Raw genomic sequence first — 15,439 nt, forward strand, 5'->3', positions numbered from 1 at the left:
AAGAAGCACTAGCGGAGAGATTATCAAAATTTTTTTTGTATAAAATTGTTAGGATCAGTACGTTAGAAAAAAATAGTTGTAGCAAATTAAAACCTGTAGTAATATCGAATTAAGCGCTTAACCTATCTGGGGATTAAGTGCTTAAAAGATGGAAGATTAAGCGCTTAATCCCTCGGGATAGAAAAGGAGATTGAGATACCTATGAGCACAATCCGATTAACGATGGCACAGGCATTACTTCGATTCTTGGACAGTCAATATATTTCAGTTGATGGGACCCAGAAGAAGTTTGTTGAAGGTGTTTTCGGCATTTTTGGGCATGGCAACGTAACAGGGATTGGCGAAGCATTGGAACGAAGCGCTGGTGATCTAACTTATATCCAAGGAAAGAATGAACAAGGAATGGTTCATTCCGCAATCGCTTTCGCCAAGCAAAGAAATAGGCATCAAATTTATGCTTGCACCAGTTCAATTGGTCCAGGAGCATTGAACATGGTAACAGCCGCAGCTACTGCGACAGTCAATCGGATTCCGGTGCTGCTTCTACCAGGAGACAATTTCGCGTCCAGACAACCAGACCCGGTGCTTCAACAATTGGAGTCCGCTGAAGATTATACGATCTCGGCTACCGATGCATTTAAGACGGTGAGCAAGTATTGGGACCGGATTGTTAGACCGGAGCAATTGATGACGGCTGCTGTGCAGGCCATTCGAGTATTAACAGATCCAGCGACAACGGGCGCTGTTACATTAGCCCTGCCGCAGGACGTACAAGCGGAAGCTTATGATTATCCTATAGCTTTCTTTGAGAAGAAAGTCCATTATATCGACCGTCGTCCAGCCTCTGTAGATGCTGTGAAACGTGCTGTGGAACTGCTGAAAGGCAAACAGCGGCCGCTTTTGATCGCTGGCGGAGGTGTGCTTTATTCATCCGCCACGAAAGAGCTTGCCGCATTCGCAGAAGCATTCGGCATTCCCGTAGCAGAGACGCAAGCAGGCAAAAGCTCTTTGCCTTGGAACCATCCGCTGCAGGTCGGTGCTATTGGCGTCACCGGATCGCTGGCGGCAAACCGACTCGCTCAAGAGGCAGATGTTATCATCGGCGTAGGCACGCGGTATTCTGATTTTACGACGTCTTCCAAGTCGGGATTTACCCATCCTGACGTGCAATTTGTAAACATCAACGTAAGCGGGTTTGATTCAGCGAAGCTAAACGGGACAGGGATTACAGCTGATGCGAGGGAAGGACTAATCGCTTTACAGGAAGTACTTGCCCAAGCTGAATATAGAACCAGCTATGACAGCGAGGAGATTGTTAATCTCAAGCAGCAATGGAATAAAGAGGTTGATAGCTTATATGCCGCGCAGCATGATGCTGGACTTTCGCAAACCCGGGCGCTAGGCGTTATCAATGAAACGATTGAACCTTCCTCGGTAATCGTATGTGCTGCTGGAAGCCTGCCTGGGGATTTACACCGGCTTTGGCGACCGGTCGAACCTAAGACTTACCACATGGAGTATGGCTTTTCCTGTATGGGTTACGAAATAGCCGGGGCTTTCGGAGCGGCGCTTGCTGAGCCGCAGCGCGATGTATATGCCATGGTAGGTGACGGCAGTTACCTGATGATGCATTCAGAGCTTGTCACCAGTCTTCAAGAAGGCCGCAAAATGACGGTACTGCTTTTTGATAATCACGGTTTTCAATGCATACATAATCTCCAAAGAAGTCAGGGCAGCGATGGTTTCGGCAATGAATTCCGCTACCGCTCGCAGGATTCGGGCCGTTTAACTGGTGAGTACCTCTCGATTGACTTCGCAGCGCATGCCCGCAGCCTTGGGGCTAAGGCCTACAAAGCTAGTACGGCAGAGGAGCTGAAAGCAGCTTTGCAGCATGCCAAACAAGAAACGGTGACGACACTAATCGAAATTACAGTTGTACCAGGTACCAACACGGACGGCTATGAGTCATGGTGGAATGTCGGAGTGCCTGAAGTATCCGTTAGCGACAAGGTCGTTGCAGCGCACGAAAATATGAAGGCCCGCATTCAGGCGGTAAAAATCATTTAGCGAGAGGGGAATCCAAGTATGGTAAAGCTGCCTTTCAAATTGGGCATTCATCCGATTAATTGGGTGGGCGAGGACGTCAAAGAACATGGCGCCGATACCACGTTCGAGCAAATTGTTGACGAAATTCAAGCTTTAGGATTAACCGGTACGGAAATGGGACGCAAATATCCAAGCGATCCGGTGATTCTGAAGGCAGAACTTGCAAAGCGCGGCATCGGGCTTGTGTCGCAATGGAAATCGGTGTTGTTCTCCGACCCTGCCTACCGGGAAGAAGAGTTGCTGGCTTATCGCAAGCATGTAGAGTTCCTCAAAGAGATGGGGAGTACTGTCATTAGCACATGCGAGGTTGGAGGATCGCTGCATTTTGACCCGCGGCGCACACCGAATGAAAAGGAAGTGCTGCGCTTCGATGAGGCAGCTTGGAGCTCCTTGGCTGAGGGACTGAATGCGGCAGGAGCCATCGCTCAGGAATATGGCCTCAAGCTGACCTACCATCATCACGGCGGAACGGCTGTGGAGCAGCCGGAAGAAATCAACCGTCTGATGGAGCTAACTGATCCCAAATTGGTGTACCTGCTGTTTGATACCGGCCACGCCTATTATGGCGGAGCAGACCCGCTTACCGTGCTGCGTAATCATTACGACCGGATCGCCTACATTCATTTGAAGGACATTCGTCAGGATGTGCTGGATCAAGCCCGTGCAGCTAACGCGGATTTCGTTACCTGCATCCGTCAAGGCGTCTTCACCGTTCCAGGTGACGGCTGTCTGGATTTCGGTCCGATTTTCCGGGAATTGCTGGCTCGCGGTTATAACGGCTGGGCAATGCTAGAGGGGGAACAAGATCCCGCCGTACATCCGGCATACGAATATGCCAAGAAGTCGCTTGATTTTATCCAAACTCTTATTTCCAAAGAAAGCAGGTAGAGAAGCCATGACATATGTTTCCTTTCCTACGAATAAGCCGCTCGATTTTGTAGCAATTGGACGGTTATGCATTGATTTGAATGCGAACGAAATTAACCGGCCGATGGAAGAAACGATGACCTTTACCAAATATGTCGGCGGATCGCCTGCGAACATTACAATCGGAATGTCACGCTTGGGGCTAAAAACAGCCTTTATCGGAAAAGTCGCGAACGATCAAATGGGCCGTTTTATCACGGATTATTTACATCGCAACCACATCGATACAACCAACGTCGTGACGGATACGACTGGCGCGGTGACGGGACTTGCCTTTACAGAAATTAAAAGCCCTACCGACTGCAGCATTCTGATGTACCGAGACAACGTGGCAGACCTCAAACTGACGCCTGGCGAGGTGCAAGAAGAGCTCATCGCAGGGGCCAAGGTACTTTTGATTTCCGGAACAGCACTTGCGAAAAGTCCTTCTCGGGAAGCGGTATTCCAAGCATTGAATTATGCCAAAAAGCATGGTGCAATCATCGTTTTTGATCTTGATTATCGGCCTTATACATGGTCTTCGCCGGAAGAAACGGCTGTTTATTACAATCTCGCTGCTGAAAAATGCGACATCATTCTCGGCACTCGCGAGGAGTTCGATATGATGGAATGCTTCGAAAGCAATGCTTCTCATAACGATAAGATTACTGCTGCCAAATGGTTTGATTACTCGGCTAAAATCGTCATCATCAAGCATGGGAAGGAAGGCTCCATTGCTTATACACAAGACGACGAAGGGCATCGGGCAAAGAGTTTCCCGGCGAAGGTCGTCAAAACGTTTGGCGCGGGTGATTCTTATGCCGCCGGCTTCCTTTATGGCGTGATGCAGGGCTGGACGCTGGAAAAAAGCATGGAGTTCGGCAGCGCAGCCGCTTGTATCGTTATTTCCAGCCATAGCTGCTCTGATGCAATGCCATCTGCTGAGCAGGTGCATGACTATATTGAACGCTGCAATCGAAATGAAATTACGGCATCTTAACCTATAAACGAACCAATCGAAAGGGGATTACGACTATGACACAAGTTTTGAAAAACTTGATCGGGGGGGCTTGGATCGACTCTGCTTCCACCCAAACTGAGGCTGTATTTAATCCGGCAACGGAAGAGATTTTAGCTTATGTTCCGTTTTCAACCAAAGAAGATGTGGACCGTGCTGTGCAGGCGGCGAACGCGGCTTTCCAAACATGGAGCAGTACCCCGGTTCCGCGCCGTGCGCGCGTACTTTTCAAGTATCAGCAGCTCCTAGTTGACCATTGGGAAGAGCTGGCCCGGTTAGTTACTAAAGAAAACGGCAAAAGCTACACAGAAGCTTATGGCGAAGTGCTTCGCGGCATCGAGTGTGTGGAATTCGCTGCAGGCGCTCCCACGTTGATGATGGGTAAACAGCTTCCGGATATCGCAACAGGCCTGGAATCAGGTATGTATCGCTATCCGGTTGGCGTGGTCGGCGGCATTACGCCATTCAACTTTCCAATGATGGTGCCTTGCTGGATGTTCCCGCTTGCGATTGCTTGCGGCAATACATTCATATTGAAGCCTTCCGAGCGTACGCCGCTGCTTGCTAATCGTCTGGCTGAGCTGTTTATGGAAGCAGGCTTACCTGATGGTGTGCTGAACATCGTTCATGGTGCTCATGACGTTGTGAACGGCATTTTGGAACATAAAGACATTAAAGCTGTCTCCTTCGTGGGCTCTCAGCCTGTCGCTGAGTATGTGTACAAAACGGCATCGGCGCACGGGAAACGGGTACAGGCGCTTGCCGGTGCTAAAAATCATTCCATCGTGATGCCGGATGCAAATTTGGATTTAACGGTCAAAGAAATCATTAATGCTTCCTTCGGGTCCGCAGGCGAGCGCTGTATGGCGTGCTCTGTTGTGGTTGCGGTTGGTGAAGTTGGTGATGTTCTGGTGCAGAAGCTGGTTGAAGCAGCAAACAAAATTACGATCGGCAACGGTAATGAAGAGGGCATATTCCTTGGACCCGTCATTCGCGGACCGCACAAGGATCGGACACTTCAGTACATTCAAACCGGTGAAGATGAAGGCGCGCTGCTCCTTCGCGATGGACGTAAAGATACAGCATCCGCTGGTGAAGGCTATTTCGTAGGCCCAACGATTTTCGACAACGTGAAATGTGACATGAAAATTTGGAAGGATGAAATATTTGCTCCTGTGCTCTCCATCGTACGGGTAGCAAACCTAGAGGAAGCTATTGCTCTGGCGAATCGTTCCGATTTCGCTAATGGTGCTTGTATCTTCACGGATAGCGGCAGCAGCGTTCGACAATTCCGCGAAACGATCGATGCCGGGATGCTCGGCGTTAACCTAGGTGTCCCAGCTCCTATGGCGTTCTTCCCATTCTCAGGCTGGAAAAAATCGTTTTATGGCGATCTCCATGCTAACGGAACGGATGGCGTTGAGTTCTATACCCGTAAGAAAATGGTTACAGCCCGCTGGTAAGGCTTAATGGGCTGCTTCATATAGAGAAGGAGTGGAAAACATGACGCTCGTTTCGATGAAAGATATGCTGCACAAGGCGCTGGAAGGACAGTATGCTGTTGGGCAGTTTAATTTGAACAATCTGGAATTTACCCAAGCGATTCTGCAGGCCGCCCAGGAAGAAGAGGCGCCTGTCATTCTCGGTGTAAGCGAGGCTTATATTCCCTATATGGGAGGCCTTCCTTGCATTACGGGGATGGTCAAAGCATTGATTGAGCATTACAGCATTACCGTACCGGTTGCGCTCCATTTGGATCACGGCTCAACCTTTGAAGTGTGCGTGAGGGCTCTTCAAGCCGGGTTTACCTCGGTTATGATCGACGCTTCACACTACTCGTTAGAAGCTAATATCGAGGTGACCAAGCGGGTTACTCAGATTGCGCATGTGCTGGGGGCAACGGTAGAAGCAGAGCTCGGACGGATTACCGGACGAGAGGATGATCTGGTAGTTGACGAAGCCGAGGGAATGTACGCCGTACCCGAGGAGTGTGTCAAGCTTGTGTATCAAACCGGTATTGACTGCTTGGCGCCTGCTCTGGGCTCGGTGCATGGTCCTTATCGGGGGCAGCCCAAACTTGGTTTCGAGCGGATGGGTGAAATTCAGCGGTTGACCGGACTTCCTCTTGTTCTTCATGGGGGCAGCGGTCTGCCGGATAGCGAGATCAGGCAAGCGATTCAGCTTGGGACTTGTAAAATCAATGTGAATACAGATAATCAATCGGCTTGTACAGCAGCGATTCGCAGCTATCTTAACGAACATCCGGAGGCTTACGATCCGCGCAATTATTTAATTCCGGCGCGGGATGCGATAAAGGATGCCGTGAAGGCGAAAATTCGTTTGTTTGGCAGTTCAGGTAAAGCGGGAGGAAACGCACAATGAAAAAGATTAGAGTTGGTATTATTGGCGCGGGGCGCATCGGGAAAATCCATACCGACAATTTGTTAAGATTGCCGCAGGTTGAAATCATAGCCGTGAGCGATTTATTCGCTGGACCGGAGCTTGAAGCTTGGGCAGCTGATAGAGGCATTGAGCAGGTCGTTACAGACAGCAATGTACTAATCGCAAATCCTGATATTGACGCTGTGTTTATTTGTTCATCAACCGATACACATGTGCCGCTAATTAAGCAGGCAGCGAAGGCAGGTAAGCATATTTTTTGTGAAAAGCCAGTTAGCATGGACATAACACAAACCGAGGAAGCGCTCGAAATTGTACGTGAGGCTGGAGTTAAACTGCAAATCGGCTTCAACCGGCGGTTTGATCATAACTTTAAGCGCGTACGTGAGCATGTGCAGGGAGGTACGATTGGTCAGCCTCATATCGTGAAAATCACATCGCGTGACCCCAACCCTCCACATCCCGACTACATTAAGGTTTCCGGTGGCATCTTCATGGATATGATGATTCATGACTTCGATATGGCACGTTTTGTAACCGACAGTGAAGTCGAAGAAGTCTATGCTCAGGGGAACGTGCTGATTAATCCGGTATTCGCGGAGCATGGCGATGTGGATACGGCGATCGTAACGCTGCGATTCGTGAATGGCGCACTCGGCGTCATCGATAACAGCCGTCAAGCGGTATACGGTTACGATCAACGAGTGGAAGTTTTCGGATCCAAAGGCAGCGTCGCTGTGACAAATGACCATCCGAATACAGCGGAGATCAGCACGGCCGAAGGGATCGTACGCGACAAACCTCTTCACTTCTTCTTAGAACGTTACAATGCGGCTTACGTGGAAGAGACTCAAATGTTCATTGATTGCTTAGTAAACGGCAATCCGCTGCCTGTGGAAGGATTCGATGGACTTCAAGCTGAACGAATCGCCTTGGCAGCCAAGCTGTCCAGCCGTTTGAAGCGTCCGGTGAAAATCAGCGAAATTACCGAGCTGTTAGCGCAGCAGTCGGTATCCTTATAAGAAGGAGGGGACATAATTATGTCAGATCTGATCGTGAAAGCCAAACAACCCGACCACGAAGGTGTTGTCTTGACAGTCACTCCCGAGTCTGCCGATTGGGATTATGTGGGATTCCAAGTCGTCAAGCTTGCGAAAGGTCAAGTTCTTCGCCGTGAAACCGGGAGCAATGAAATCTGCTTGGTCCTGCTAAGCGGCAAAGCCGATGTATCGACCAAGCTCAAAGCTTGGCAAGGAATCGGTGAGCGGATGAGTGTGTTTGAGAAAATACCTCCCTATTCAGTTTATGTGCCTAACGACGATTCCTACGAGATTTGTGCGTTGACGGAAGTGGAGCTGGCAGTATGTGCCGCTCCCGGCTTCGGCCATTACCCGGCAAGGCTGATAGAACCGAGTCAGGTTGGTGTAGAAACTCGCGGGTACGGAAATATCGAACGCCGCATTCATAACATACTCCCTGAACAGGAATTAGCTGACAGCTTGCTTGTAGTGGAGGTTTTTACACCAGAAGGGCATTGGTCCAGCTATCCGCCGCATAAGCATGACCGGGACTCACTTCCGGATGAATCATTGTTAGAAGAGACGTATTATTTCCACGTTCAACCTGAGCAAGGGTTTGCTATTCAGCGGGTGTATACGGACGACCGATCCTTGGATGAGACTCTCGTTGTTCGCGACGGCCAAACGGTGTTAGTTCCTAAAGGCTACCATCCCGTTTGCGCGCCTCCAGGTTACGAAGTTTACTACTTGAATGTGATGGCGGGTCCTACTCGTACTTGGAAGTTCCATAACGATCCCGATCATGCCTGGTTAATGACGAAGCCTCGCGAATAGCGGCTGCACCCGCAGGTTGCAACTTGGATGCCTTCTAAGCATAATAGAACATAAAACTTTACGTACCAGCAAGAACCAACGATGGGAGAAACAAATGAAGGCAACCATTTATGATGTGGCCCGTGAGGCGGGTGTATCCATAGCAGCAGTATCGCAGGTGATAAACGGTAAAGGGAAAATCAGTGAAGAGCGGCGAAACGAAATTTTCCTCGTCATGGAACGTCTTAATTATCGACCTAGTGTTATTGCGGCTGCGTTAACCGGCAAAAAAACATTCACCCTCGGGCTGCTCGTTCCCGATATTTCTAATCCTTTTTTTGCTGAAATTGCGCATGCGGTTGAAGATCAAGGTCACAAGCTTGGCTATAGCATCGTTATCTGCAGTACGCATAACGAGGACGAGCGGGTAGAGCGGTATTTAACCCTCCTTCAGCAAAAAAGCGTAGACGGTATGATCATCGGAACAGGGATGGATAATGTGGAGCTGCTGAATCCCTTAGCGGATAAGTCCATTCCGATTGTTTCCATCGCGCGGGAGATGTCCAGTCCTTATGTTCAGACCGTGCATGTCGGGGACTTTGCCGGGGGCAAATTAGCTGCGCAGCATTTGCTTGATCTAGGTCATACCCGGGTAGCTGTGCTTGCCGAGCATTTGAAGGTCAGCAGCAGCCGGGAGCGAATTCGCGGGTTTCGCGAAGCATTGACGTGTGCTGATCTCGAACTGCCGGAAGCCTTAGTGAAGACAGGCGGCTTCGATCTTCTCCGCGATGGCAAGCGCCAAACGATGGAGCTGCTACAGCAGGTGAACCGTCCTACGGCGCTCTTCTGCTGTAATGATTTGCTTGCCATTGGTTCGCTGCAAGCCGCCAAGGAGCTAGGTCTGCGCGTCCCGGAAGATTTGTCGATTGTCGGCTTCGACAATACGATTTTGGCATCGGTCACCGATCCGCCATTGACGACGATTGCTCAACCGATCGAGGCTATGGGCAAGTTGGCCGTTGATCTCTTGATCGCTCAGTTAACGCATCCATCGGACGCTAAACTGACGCATATCCTTGAGCCGGAACTTGTGGTTCGGAAGTCGACTGGGACGATGGCGAGAAAATAGAAAACATTAAGGTCAGCCTGAATCGGCCGACCTTTTTTATTATTTGACGAGTCGTGATAGCGGCTTTCTATATTCGAAAGACTTTTTAATGAAGGGAAGAATGATCTAATGAATGCACGTCAGTTTTCCATAATTGGTTGTCAGCATGCACACATTGGGATTTTTATTAACGAAATGCTGGAATTAGGTTACACTTGCGCAGGAATCTATGAAAATGAAAATCACGGGTTAGCTCGAAGCTTTTCTGAAAAATTTGGGATTCCCATCATAGAAGATAAAGAAATTTTGTTAGGTGACTCTATTGAAATCGTTGGTTGTGCATCGATAAACGATGAAAAAATAGATATCATTGAATTGTGCGAGAGTCGTGGTAAACATGTCATGCTGGATAAACCGGCTGTAACAAGTCCGGAAGGACTTGCACGTTTGAGAGCAGTTATTGAAAGAGGGCAAATTCAAATCGGCATGCTGCTTACAGAACGCTTTCATCCAGCTATTTATACATTGAAGAAGCAGATTGAGCAGGGAGTTTTAGGAGATATTGTATCGATGGGGATGCGAAAGCCTCACCGTTTGGATGTATCCAAACGACCGGCATGGTTTTTTTCAAAACAGCAATCAGGCGGTATCCTGATCGATCTGCTTGTTCACGATTTCGATCTTCTTCGATGGTTTACCGGGAAAGAAATTGAAAAGATAGAAGGATTTATTGGGAAAACGATGTTACCCGAATATCCAACCTTTTATAATACAACGAACCTTCAAGTTGTTATGGAAGATTGTATTGTAGCCCAGTTATATGCGGATTGGCATACGCCAGTCCGAAGTTGGACATGGGGAGATGGCCGGATTTTTGCGACAGGAACGGAAGGTTTCGCAGAGCTGAGATTGCAAGGCGATCCTTTTGTCAAAGAAGATGGTATCATGATTCAATTAACGAATCAGGAGCCGGCTGAGCTTGTTCCTCTCATTGATCCTCCTTGTTCGATTACGGAAGATTTCATCCGTCGTATTCAGGGGCAGGATGCCATTTTGACACAAGAAGACATTATGAAAACAACAGAAGCTACTATTACGGCTGATGGACAGGCAAACTATGTAAATATCTATGAGAGGAAGCTGCAGCTATGAAGGAAGTAACTACAACGAAATTTGCCATTGTTGGATGAGGAGTCATTGCACCTGATTTGGGCCAGAGATTGGAGATTCACGGTGAAAGGGTTTCTGTCATTTATTAAAGAGGATGATATTGAATTGTTAAAATTGGAAGAAATTATACTTGGCACCTACGAGTCATCCAAACGACAAAGTGAAGTCGTTCTAAACAGCTCAAATAGATCATAAAAAAGTGGTGGTTACCATGAATATCCAGGGTAAAAGATTTGATACAAATGAAGCCGTAGAAGTGGAGTTAGCGGATGGATTCATCGTATCCGTCAAACCGATTGACAATGACGCAGGGCTTCCATGGATTTCTCCACGGGCAGTTTTGATAGGATAAAGCAAGCAATGTCAACGATTGCAAAGGCTTGCGAGGTAAATCCTAGTGTCTGTCTACAAATCAGTCATAGGCATCCATTTAGAGGGACCGTATGTTTCCGAGGAAGACGGCCCCCGCGGTGCACATGATAAAGCCTATGTAAGGGATCCGGATTGGGAGGAGTTTGCCCAGTGGCAGGAAGCTTCGGGTCATAGAATCCGCTTGGTTACCCTTGCACCGGAACGAAAAGGAGCTATCCACTTTATTAAAATGCTGAAAGAAGCCGGTGTTGCCGTTAGTATTGGTCATACATGCGCTAGTCTTGATGTGTTGGAACAAGCCGTAGCTGCAGGGGCGACATTGTCCACACATCTTGGGAATGCATCCCACCCCGTTTTACCACGGCATCCCAATTATATTTGGAATCAATTAGCCGAAGATCGGTTATGGGGGACCTTTATTGCAGACGGACACCATTTAAGTCCAGCTGTCTTAAAGGCAATGCTTCGAGCCAAACGGGATCAAAAAGCAAAGGTAAAAGGTTACGAATATTCGTCCCATATCGGTATCGATTGGCAATGAATCCTTAATACGGTTAGTATTTACTTCGTATGGTTATTTCATCCAAATTCATCCATATCGCAAGTCCCCCTTCATTAGATGTTCTCCAACGGCGGCAGGTATTTCACTGGAAGCAAGAAGAAAGTTGAAGCATTAAACTGTAAATGGATTTCAAATGAACAAAGGGCTGCTCCAAAGTCATGTAAATGGCTTCGGAGCAGCCCTTTGTTATAGAGGTCGCAACGGCAACCCAAATTGTCCCTATAATTAATTTATTTACATATGATCCAAATGAACAGTCATTTTCAAAGCATCCGCACGGACGCAGGCTTCAAGCACCTTCTGATTCTCATATCCATCTATGAAGCCCGGCATATCGTCTCTTGGCGTGCCAAGCAGCAGGTTCAAAAAGTCATCCCACTGCGTGGCCTTAACATTTTCCGGCACCGTCATAATTTGGCGTATGAGTTGTCCGGTGGATGGCTCTTCATAAATCCATAGGAGTTCATCCGGTTTCTCCGTGCTGGCATGAAGCGTACCGATATCGCCATAGATCGATGCTTCGTGCTGATTGCCAGAACCGATAGCGTTCCGTGTCGTTTGAAACACGCAGCGAATATCCCCTTCAAGTCGCGCTTGGAAGCTGGCAAAGTCGTCGACTTCCACCTTAACCAATTGTCCGGTAGATGAGTCTTTCCTTTCAGGAATGATCGTTTGCAGCTGGGCCGAAAGCTCTTGGAAAGATCCGAATAAGTAATGAGCCATATCAATCATATGTGAACCCAAATCTCCCAAAGTTCCTGTTCCGGTAATGTCTTTATTAAACCGCCAAAGATAAGGAACGTTTTTGCTTGCGGCACCCCAGCCCTGTAAATATTGGAGAGAAGCGCTGCGTACAGTACCAATCTTTCCTTGAACAATCAGTTCCTTCGCATAACGAAAGGCTGGCGTATAGCGGTAGACGAAGCTTACCATTGCAGGCACAGGATTTTCCTGGTACAGCTGGAGCAAGTGCTCAGCTTCTTCGAAAGTTCGGGTAAACGGCTTCTCGGCCATGAAAGGCTTGTTTGCTTCCAGACAGGCTTGAATGATCTCAGCATGAACGTCATTTGGTGTCACTGAGGCGATGACGTCGACTTCAGGATCGGTTATTAGCTCCTTATAATGGCTAAAACATCTATGAGCCGGAAGCTGTAATTGCGCGCCTACCTTGGCGAGTGAGGCTTCGGATACGTCACAAATGGCTGTAATACTGAAGTTCTCGATACCTTGAATGTGGCGGATATGGGATTGTGCCATGCCGCCTAAGCCGATTAATCCGACTCGAAAATGTGTTCTAAGTGTTTCATTTCTCTGGTTCATAAACAGCTTCCTCTCAACGTTATTAATATTCATTATAGGCATGCTGTTAGGATCACGGCTAGAGCCGGAGGGTGTCTTCTTTTCCTCATATTCGAGCAAAATAATACACCTGCCCAAGCGGTAGTCCTGATGCCATCTCGTATTATAAAAATATATGACACCATCATCGAAATGAAAACGGTTTCTATCGGAATATGCAAAATACATAATAAAGATGCAGCAAAAACAAAGGAGGACGAACAAGATGAGTTCAATGAAAAAAGTATCGATTGGGGTCTTATCCACTGCACTAGCCTTTACAATGACAGCCTGTGGATCCAGTACAGAAACGAGCAGCACAAGCAAATCTTCGGAGAAGCCTGCAGCAGAAACCAAGGCCCCGACTACAGACAAAAAAGTAACAATTGAATACTGGCATACGTATAGCGATGCGGAAGAAAAGCTTTTAGTTGAAGAGATCAAGCCGCTCTTTGAAAAAGAGAACCCGGGTATTGAGCTGAAGCTGACTCGAATGCCATACGAAAATCTGAAACAGCAGGTGATTACCAGTGTTTCAGGGGATGCAGCTCCTGATTTGATGCGGATGGATATCGTATGGGTGCCTGAATTCGCCAACATGGGTGCGCTGCTTGAGGTAAGCAAGATGGATGGTTATAAAGAGATGAAGCCGAATTTGTTCGAAACACCAGTGGCGACGACCTATTTGAAAACCAAAAAAGGTGAAGGCTATTACGGTCTTCCGGTCAATACGAATACGAAGGTAGCCATTTATAATAAGGCCATCCTTAACGAGATTGGTAAGAAAGAAGTTCCGAAGACGATGCAAGAGTTGGAAGAATATGCAAAGGCTGCAAAGGCGAAGGGGAAGAAAGGAAGCATTACGATAGGCGGCAATTACCCTTGGGCTATGATCCCGTACTTCTACAGCCTAGGCGGCAAATTCACAAGCGACGATTATACGAAAGTAGAAGGCGTTTTGAACGGTCCGGAAAGCGTAAAAGCCCTTGAAACGATTGTTCGGTGGAATAAAGAAGGCCTTATTTCCCCGCCGATTTTGGGAGGAGAACCTGGTACTTGGGATGGCATGAAAAACAATGATTATATGATGATCGATGATGGTCCATGGTTCTATAGCTTGCTGATGGCCGAGAAAGACTCAAAATTCAAGCCGTTAGAAGATACAGTGAGAGGATTAATACCGGCAGGTGACGGAGGCGGGAAATCCGTTGTAGGCGGCGAAGATCTTGTTATATTCGCGAGTTCGAAGCATCCGAAAGAAGCGTGGACGTTCGCCAAGTGGATGCTGGGTGAAGCACCGCAAAAAATCATGGCAAAGGTAGGTCTTATCCCTACCAATAAAAAGGCAGCCGCCGATCCGAAGGTTATGGAAACTCCTTTCATTAAAGAGTTTGTGGAACAAATGAAAACAACAGTAGCCCGTACACCGATTCCGCAATTTGGCGAAATGGATAGCATCATCTCCTTGGCATTCGAGAAATCCATTCGTGGCGAAATGAAACCGCAGGACGCGCTGAATGAAGCCGCCAAACAGATTGAAGCAGTTCTGAAGAAGTAAGATTGACAGCTCCGTTATCTGAGCTTTGCAGCCTGCACTTCATCGGGCACTCGTCTGATGAAGTGCTTTTTACCAAGAAGGGAGTGATTGAAATTGGAGATTGGAACCAAGGGCAAGGATATAGCTACGGGAAAGATGAAGCCAGTAAGCTTTGCTCAACGTCTCCATAAGGGATGGAAACAATGGGCGGCTGTATTGCCGTTTATTCTTCTGGGTGTGGTCGGCACCGCTGTGTTCGTCATTTACCCAATGATTAAGAATATGATCATCAGTTTTCAAGATTATTCGATTATGCCGAACGCCGCAAATTCGTTTGTCGGATTCGATAACTATAAGCTGGCTTTCAACGATCCCAGTCAAAAATTTTATATGGCGGTCAAAAATACGATTCTCAACGTCATTGTCACGGTGCCGATCAACTGGTTTCTGGCCATCTTCTTCGCTGTACTCATCAACATGAAATTTGTGAAGTTTAAGCTTGCATTTCGTGCCATTTATTATTTACCCATCATTACATCGTGGATTGTGGTTGCGTTTTTGTTTCGATTTCTGTTCGCAAGCGGAGAATATGGGTTCATCAACTACATCCTTCTGAATTGGCTAGGTGTCATTGATAAACCGATTAATTTCCTTGCGAATTACTGGACGGCTATGATCGTCATTTGGTTATTTCATATTTGGAAAACAGTCGGCTGGGGTGTGATCATTTATCTTGCGGCACTTCAAGGCGTTTCCAAGGATTATTACGAAGCTGCCGAGATTGATGGTGCTACCGGTGTGCAGCAGTTCTGGAAAATTACTGTGCCTTTACTGACTCCGGTCACAGCTTTTATTTTAATAAATTTGATTAATGGCGCCTTTAATTTCTTTCCGCAAGTATACTTTATTTCAAAAGGCGGACCCATGGATCAAACCCAGACTTTGCCTAGCTTGATGTTTATTCAGGCTTTCTCGAACTTTAAGTTTGGTTATGCGGCTGCTATCAGCGTAATGATGGGGCTCGCGATCTTTACTCTAACGTATACGCAAATGAAGAAATTTGGCAATCAGCGCTTTTTGTAGCAGGAAG

General features: G+C 47.5%; 14 protein-coding genes. 13 read left to right on the forward strand and 1 reads right to left on the reverse strand.

What is annotated here, in order from left to right; all coding sequences use genetic code 11:
• Positions 1–201: 201 nt before the first annotated feature.
• From iolD to BLT91_RS00880, 11 genes are all read left to right on the forward strand, one after another.
• Entirely contained in the window at positions 202–2,067 is a 1,866-nt protein-coding gene (iolD, locus tag BLT91_RS00835; RefSeq protein ID WP_090815617.1) for a 3D-(3,5/4)-trihydroxycyclohexane-1,2-dione acylhydrolase (decyclizing), read from the forward strand.
• Positions 2,068–2,085: 18 nt separating this feature from the next.
• A complete protein-coding gene (iolE, locus tag BLT91_RS00840) occupies positions 2,086–2,994 on the forward strand; it encodes a myo-inosose-2 dehydratase (RefSeq protein WP_090815619.1) in 909 nt (302 codons plus the stop codon).
• 7 nt (positions 2,995–3,001) lie between these two features.
• On the forward strand, positions 3,002–4,012 hold the full coding sequence (iolC, locus tag BLT91_RS00845) for a 5-dehydro-2-deoxygluconokinase (protein ID WP_090815621.1): 1,011 nt from the start codon (positions 3,002–3,004) through the stop codon (positions 4,010–4,012).
• A 35-nt stretch (positions 4,013–4,047) separates the two neighbouring features.
• The gene (locus tag BLT91_RS00850) at positions 4,048–5,493 is read left to right on the forward strand and encodes a CoA-acylating methylmalonate-semialdehyde dehydrogenase (RefSeq protein ID WP_090815623.1); all 1,446 of its coding nucleotides are present in this window, start codon (positions 4,048–4,050) and stop codon (positions 5,491–5,493) included.
• A 40-nt stretch (positions 5,494–5,533) separates the two neighbouring features.
• On the forward strand, positions 5,534–6,412 hold the full coding sequence (gene fba, locus BLT91_RS00855; protein WP_090815625.1) for a class II fructose-1,6-bisphosphate aldolase: 879 nt from the start codon (positions 5,534–5,536) through the stop codon (positions 6,410–6,412).
• Complete coding sequence (gene iolG, locus BLT91_RS00860; RefSeq protein ID WP_090815627.1) at positions 6,409–7,452, forward strand: inositol 2-dehydrogenase; 1,044 nt, start codon at positions 6,409–6,411, stop codon at positions 7,450–7,452. The genes fba and iolG overlap by 4 nt, the downstream gene beginning before the upstream one ends.
• 18 nt (positions 7,453–7,470) lie before the next feature.
• Complete coding sequence (iolB, locus tag BLT91_RS00865) at positions 7,471–8,283, forward strand: 5-deoxy-glucuronate isomerase (RefSeq protein WP_090815629.1); 813 nt, start codon at positions 7,471–7,473, stop codon at positions 8,281–8,283.
• A gap of 94 nt (positions 8,284–8,377) precedes the next feature.
• Positions 8,378–9,391, forward strand: coding sequence for a LacI family DNA-binding transcriptional regulator (locus BLT91_RS00870; protein ID WP_090815632.1), 1,014 nt, complete (start codon positions 8,378–8,380; stop codon positions 9,389–9,391).
• Positions 9,392–9,499: 108 nt separating this feature from the next.
• On the forward strand, positions 9,500–10,522 hold the full coding sequence (locus tag BLT91_RS00875) for a Gfo/Idh/MocA family protein (protein ID WP_090815633.1): 1,023 nt from the start codon (positions 9,500–9,502) through the stop codon (positions 10,520–10,522).
• A 229-nt stretch (positions 10,523–10,751) separates the two neighbouring features.
• Positions 10,752–10,892 (forward strand): hypothetical protein, encoded by a 141-nt coding sequence (locus tag BLT91_RS31140; RefSeq protein ID WP_175532030.1) that lies wholly within the window; start codon positions 10,752–10,754, stop codon positions 10,890–10,892.
• Positions 10,893–10,937: 45 nt separating this feature from the next.
• Positions 10,938–11,453: a hypothetical protein gene (locus tag BLT91_RS00880; protein WP_090815635.1), complete on the forward strand. Its 516-nt coding sequence runs from the start codon at positions 10,938–10,940 to the stop codon at positions 11,451–11,453.
• A gap of 255 nt (positions 11,454–11,708) precedes the next feature.
• On the opposite strand, the gene BLT91_RS00885 is transcribed toward BLT91_RS00880, so the two are convergent.
• Entirely contained in the window at positions 11,709–12,794 is a 1,086-nt protein-coding gene (locus BLT91_RS00885) for a Gfo/Idh/MocA family protein (RefSeq protein WP_090817152.1), read from the reverse strand.
• A 244-nt stretch (positions 12,795–13,038) separates the two neighbouring features.
• Here BLT91_RS00885 and BLT91_RS00890 point away from each other — a divergent pair, with 244 nt between their 5' ends.
• Positions 13,039–14,370: an extracellular solute-binding protein gene (locus BLT91_RS00890; RefSeq protein ID WP_090815637.1), complete on the forward strand. Its 1,332-nt coding sequence runs from the start codon at positions 13,039–13,041 to the stop codon at positions 14,368–14,370.
• An 87-nt stretch (positions 14,371–14,457) separates the two neighbouring features.
• The gene (locus BLT91_RS00895; protein ID WP_254776740.1) at positions 14,458–15,432 is read left to right on the forward strand and encodes a carbohydrate ABC transporter permease; all 975 of its coding nucleotides are present in this window, start codon (positions 14,458–14,460) and stop codon (positions 15,430–15,432) included.
• Positions 15,433–15,439 lie beyond the last annotated feature (7 nt).

Source organism: Paenibacillus sp. yr247 (assembly GCF_900103825.1).
Lineage (GTDB): Bacteria > Bacillota > Bacilli > Paenibacillales > NBRC-103111 > Paenibacillus_E.

Excerpts from the sequence above, each read along its gene's own strand:
- iolD (WP_090815617.1), top strand. The coding sequence starts at position 202 with ATGAGCACAATCCGATTAACGATGGCACAGGCATTACTTCGATTCTTG.
- iolE (WP_090815619.1), top strand. The coding sequence starts at position 2,086 with ATGGTAAAGCTGCCTTTCAAATTGGGCATTCATCCGATTAATTGGGTG.
- iolC (WP_090815621.1), top strand. The coding sequence starts at position 3,002 with ATGACATATGTTTCCTTTCCTACGAATAAGCCGCTCGATTTTGTAGCA.
- BLT91_RS00850 (WP_090815623.1), top strand. The coding sequence starts at position 4,048 with ATGACACAAGTTTTGAAAAACTTGATCGGGGGGGCTTGGATCGACTCT.
- fba (WP_090815625.1), top strand. The coding sequence starts at position 5,534 with ATGACGCTCGTTTCGATGAAAGATATGCTGCACAAGGCGCTGGAAGGA.
- iolG (WP_090815627.1), top strand. The coding sequence starts at position 6,409 with ATGAAAAAGATTAGAGTTGGTATTATTGGCGCGGGGCGCATCGGGAAA.
- iolB (WP_090815629.1), top strand. The coding sequence starts at position 7,471 with ATGTCAGATCTGATCGTGAAAGCCAAACAACCCGACCACGAAGGTGTT.
- BLT91_RS00870 (WP_090815632.1), top strand. The coding sequence starts at position 8,378 with ATGAAGGCAACCATTTATGATGTGGCCCGTGAGGCGGGTGTATCCATA.
- BLT91_RS00875 (WP_090815633.1), top strand. The coding sequence starts at position 9,500 with ATGAATGCACGTCAGTTTTCCATAATTGGTTGTCAGCATGCACACATT.
- BLT91_RS31140 (WP_175532030.1), top strand. The coding sequence starts at position 10,752 with ATGAATATCCAGGGTAAAAGATTTGATACAAATGAAGCCGTAGAAGTG.
- BLT91_RS00885 (WP_090817152.1), bottom strand. The coding sequence starts at position 12,794 with ATGAACCAGAGAAATGAAACACTTAGAACACATTTTCGAGTCGGATTA.
- BLT91_RS00890 (WP_090815637.1), top strand. The coding sequence starts at position 13,039 with ATGAGTTCAATGAAAAAAGTATCGATTGGGGTCTTATCCACTGCACTA.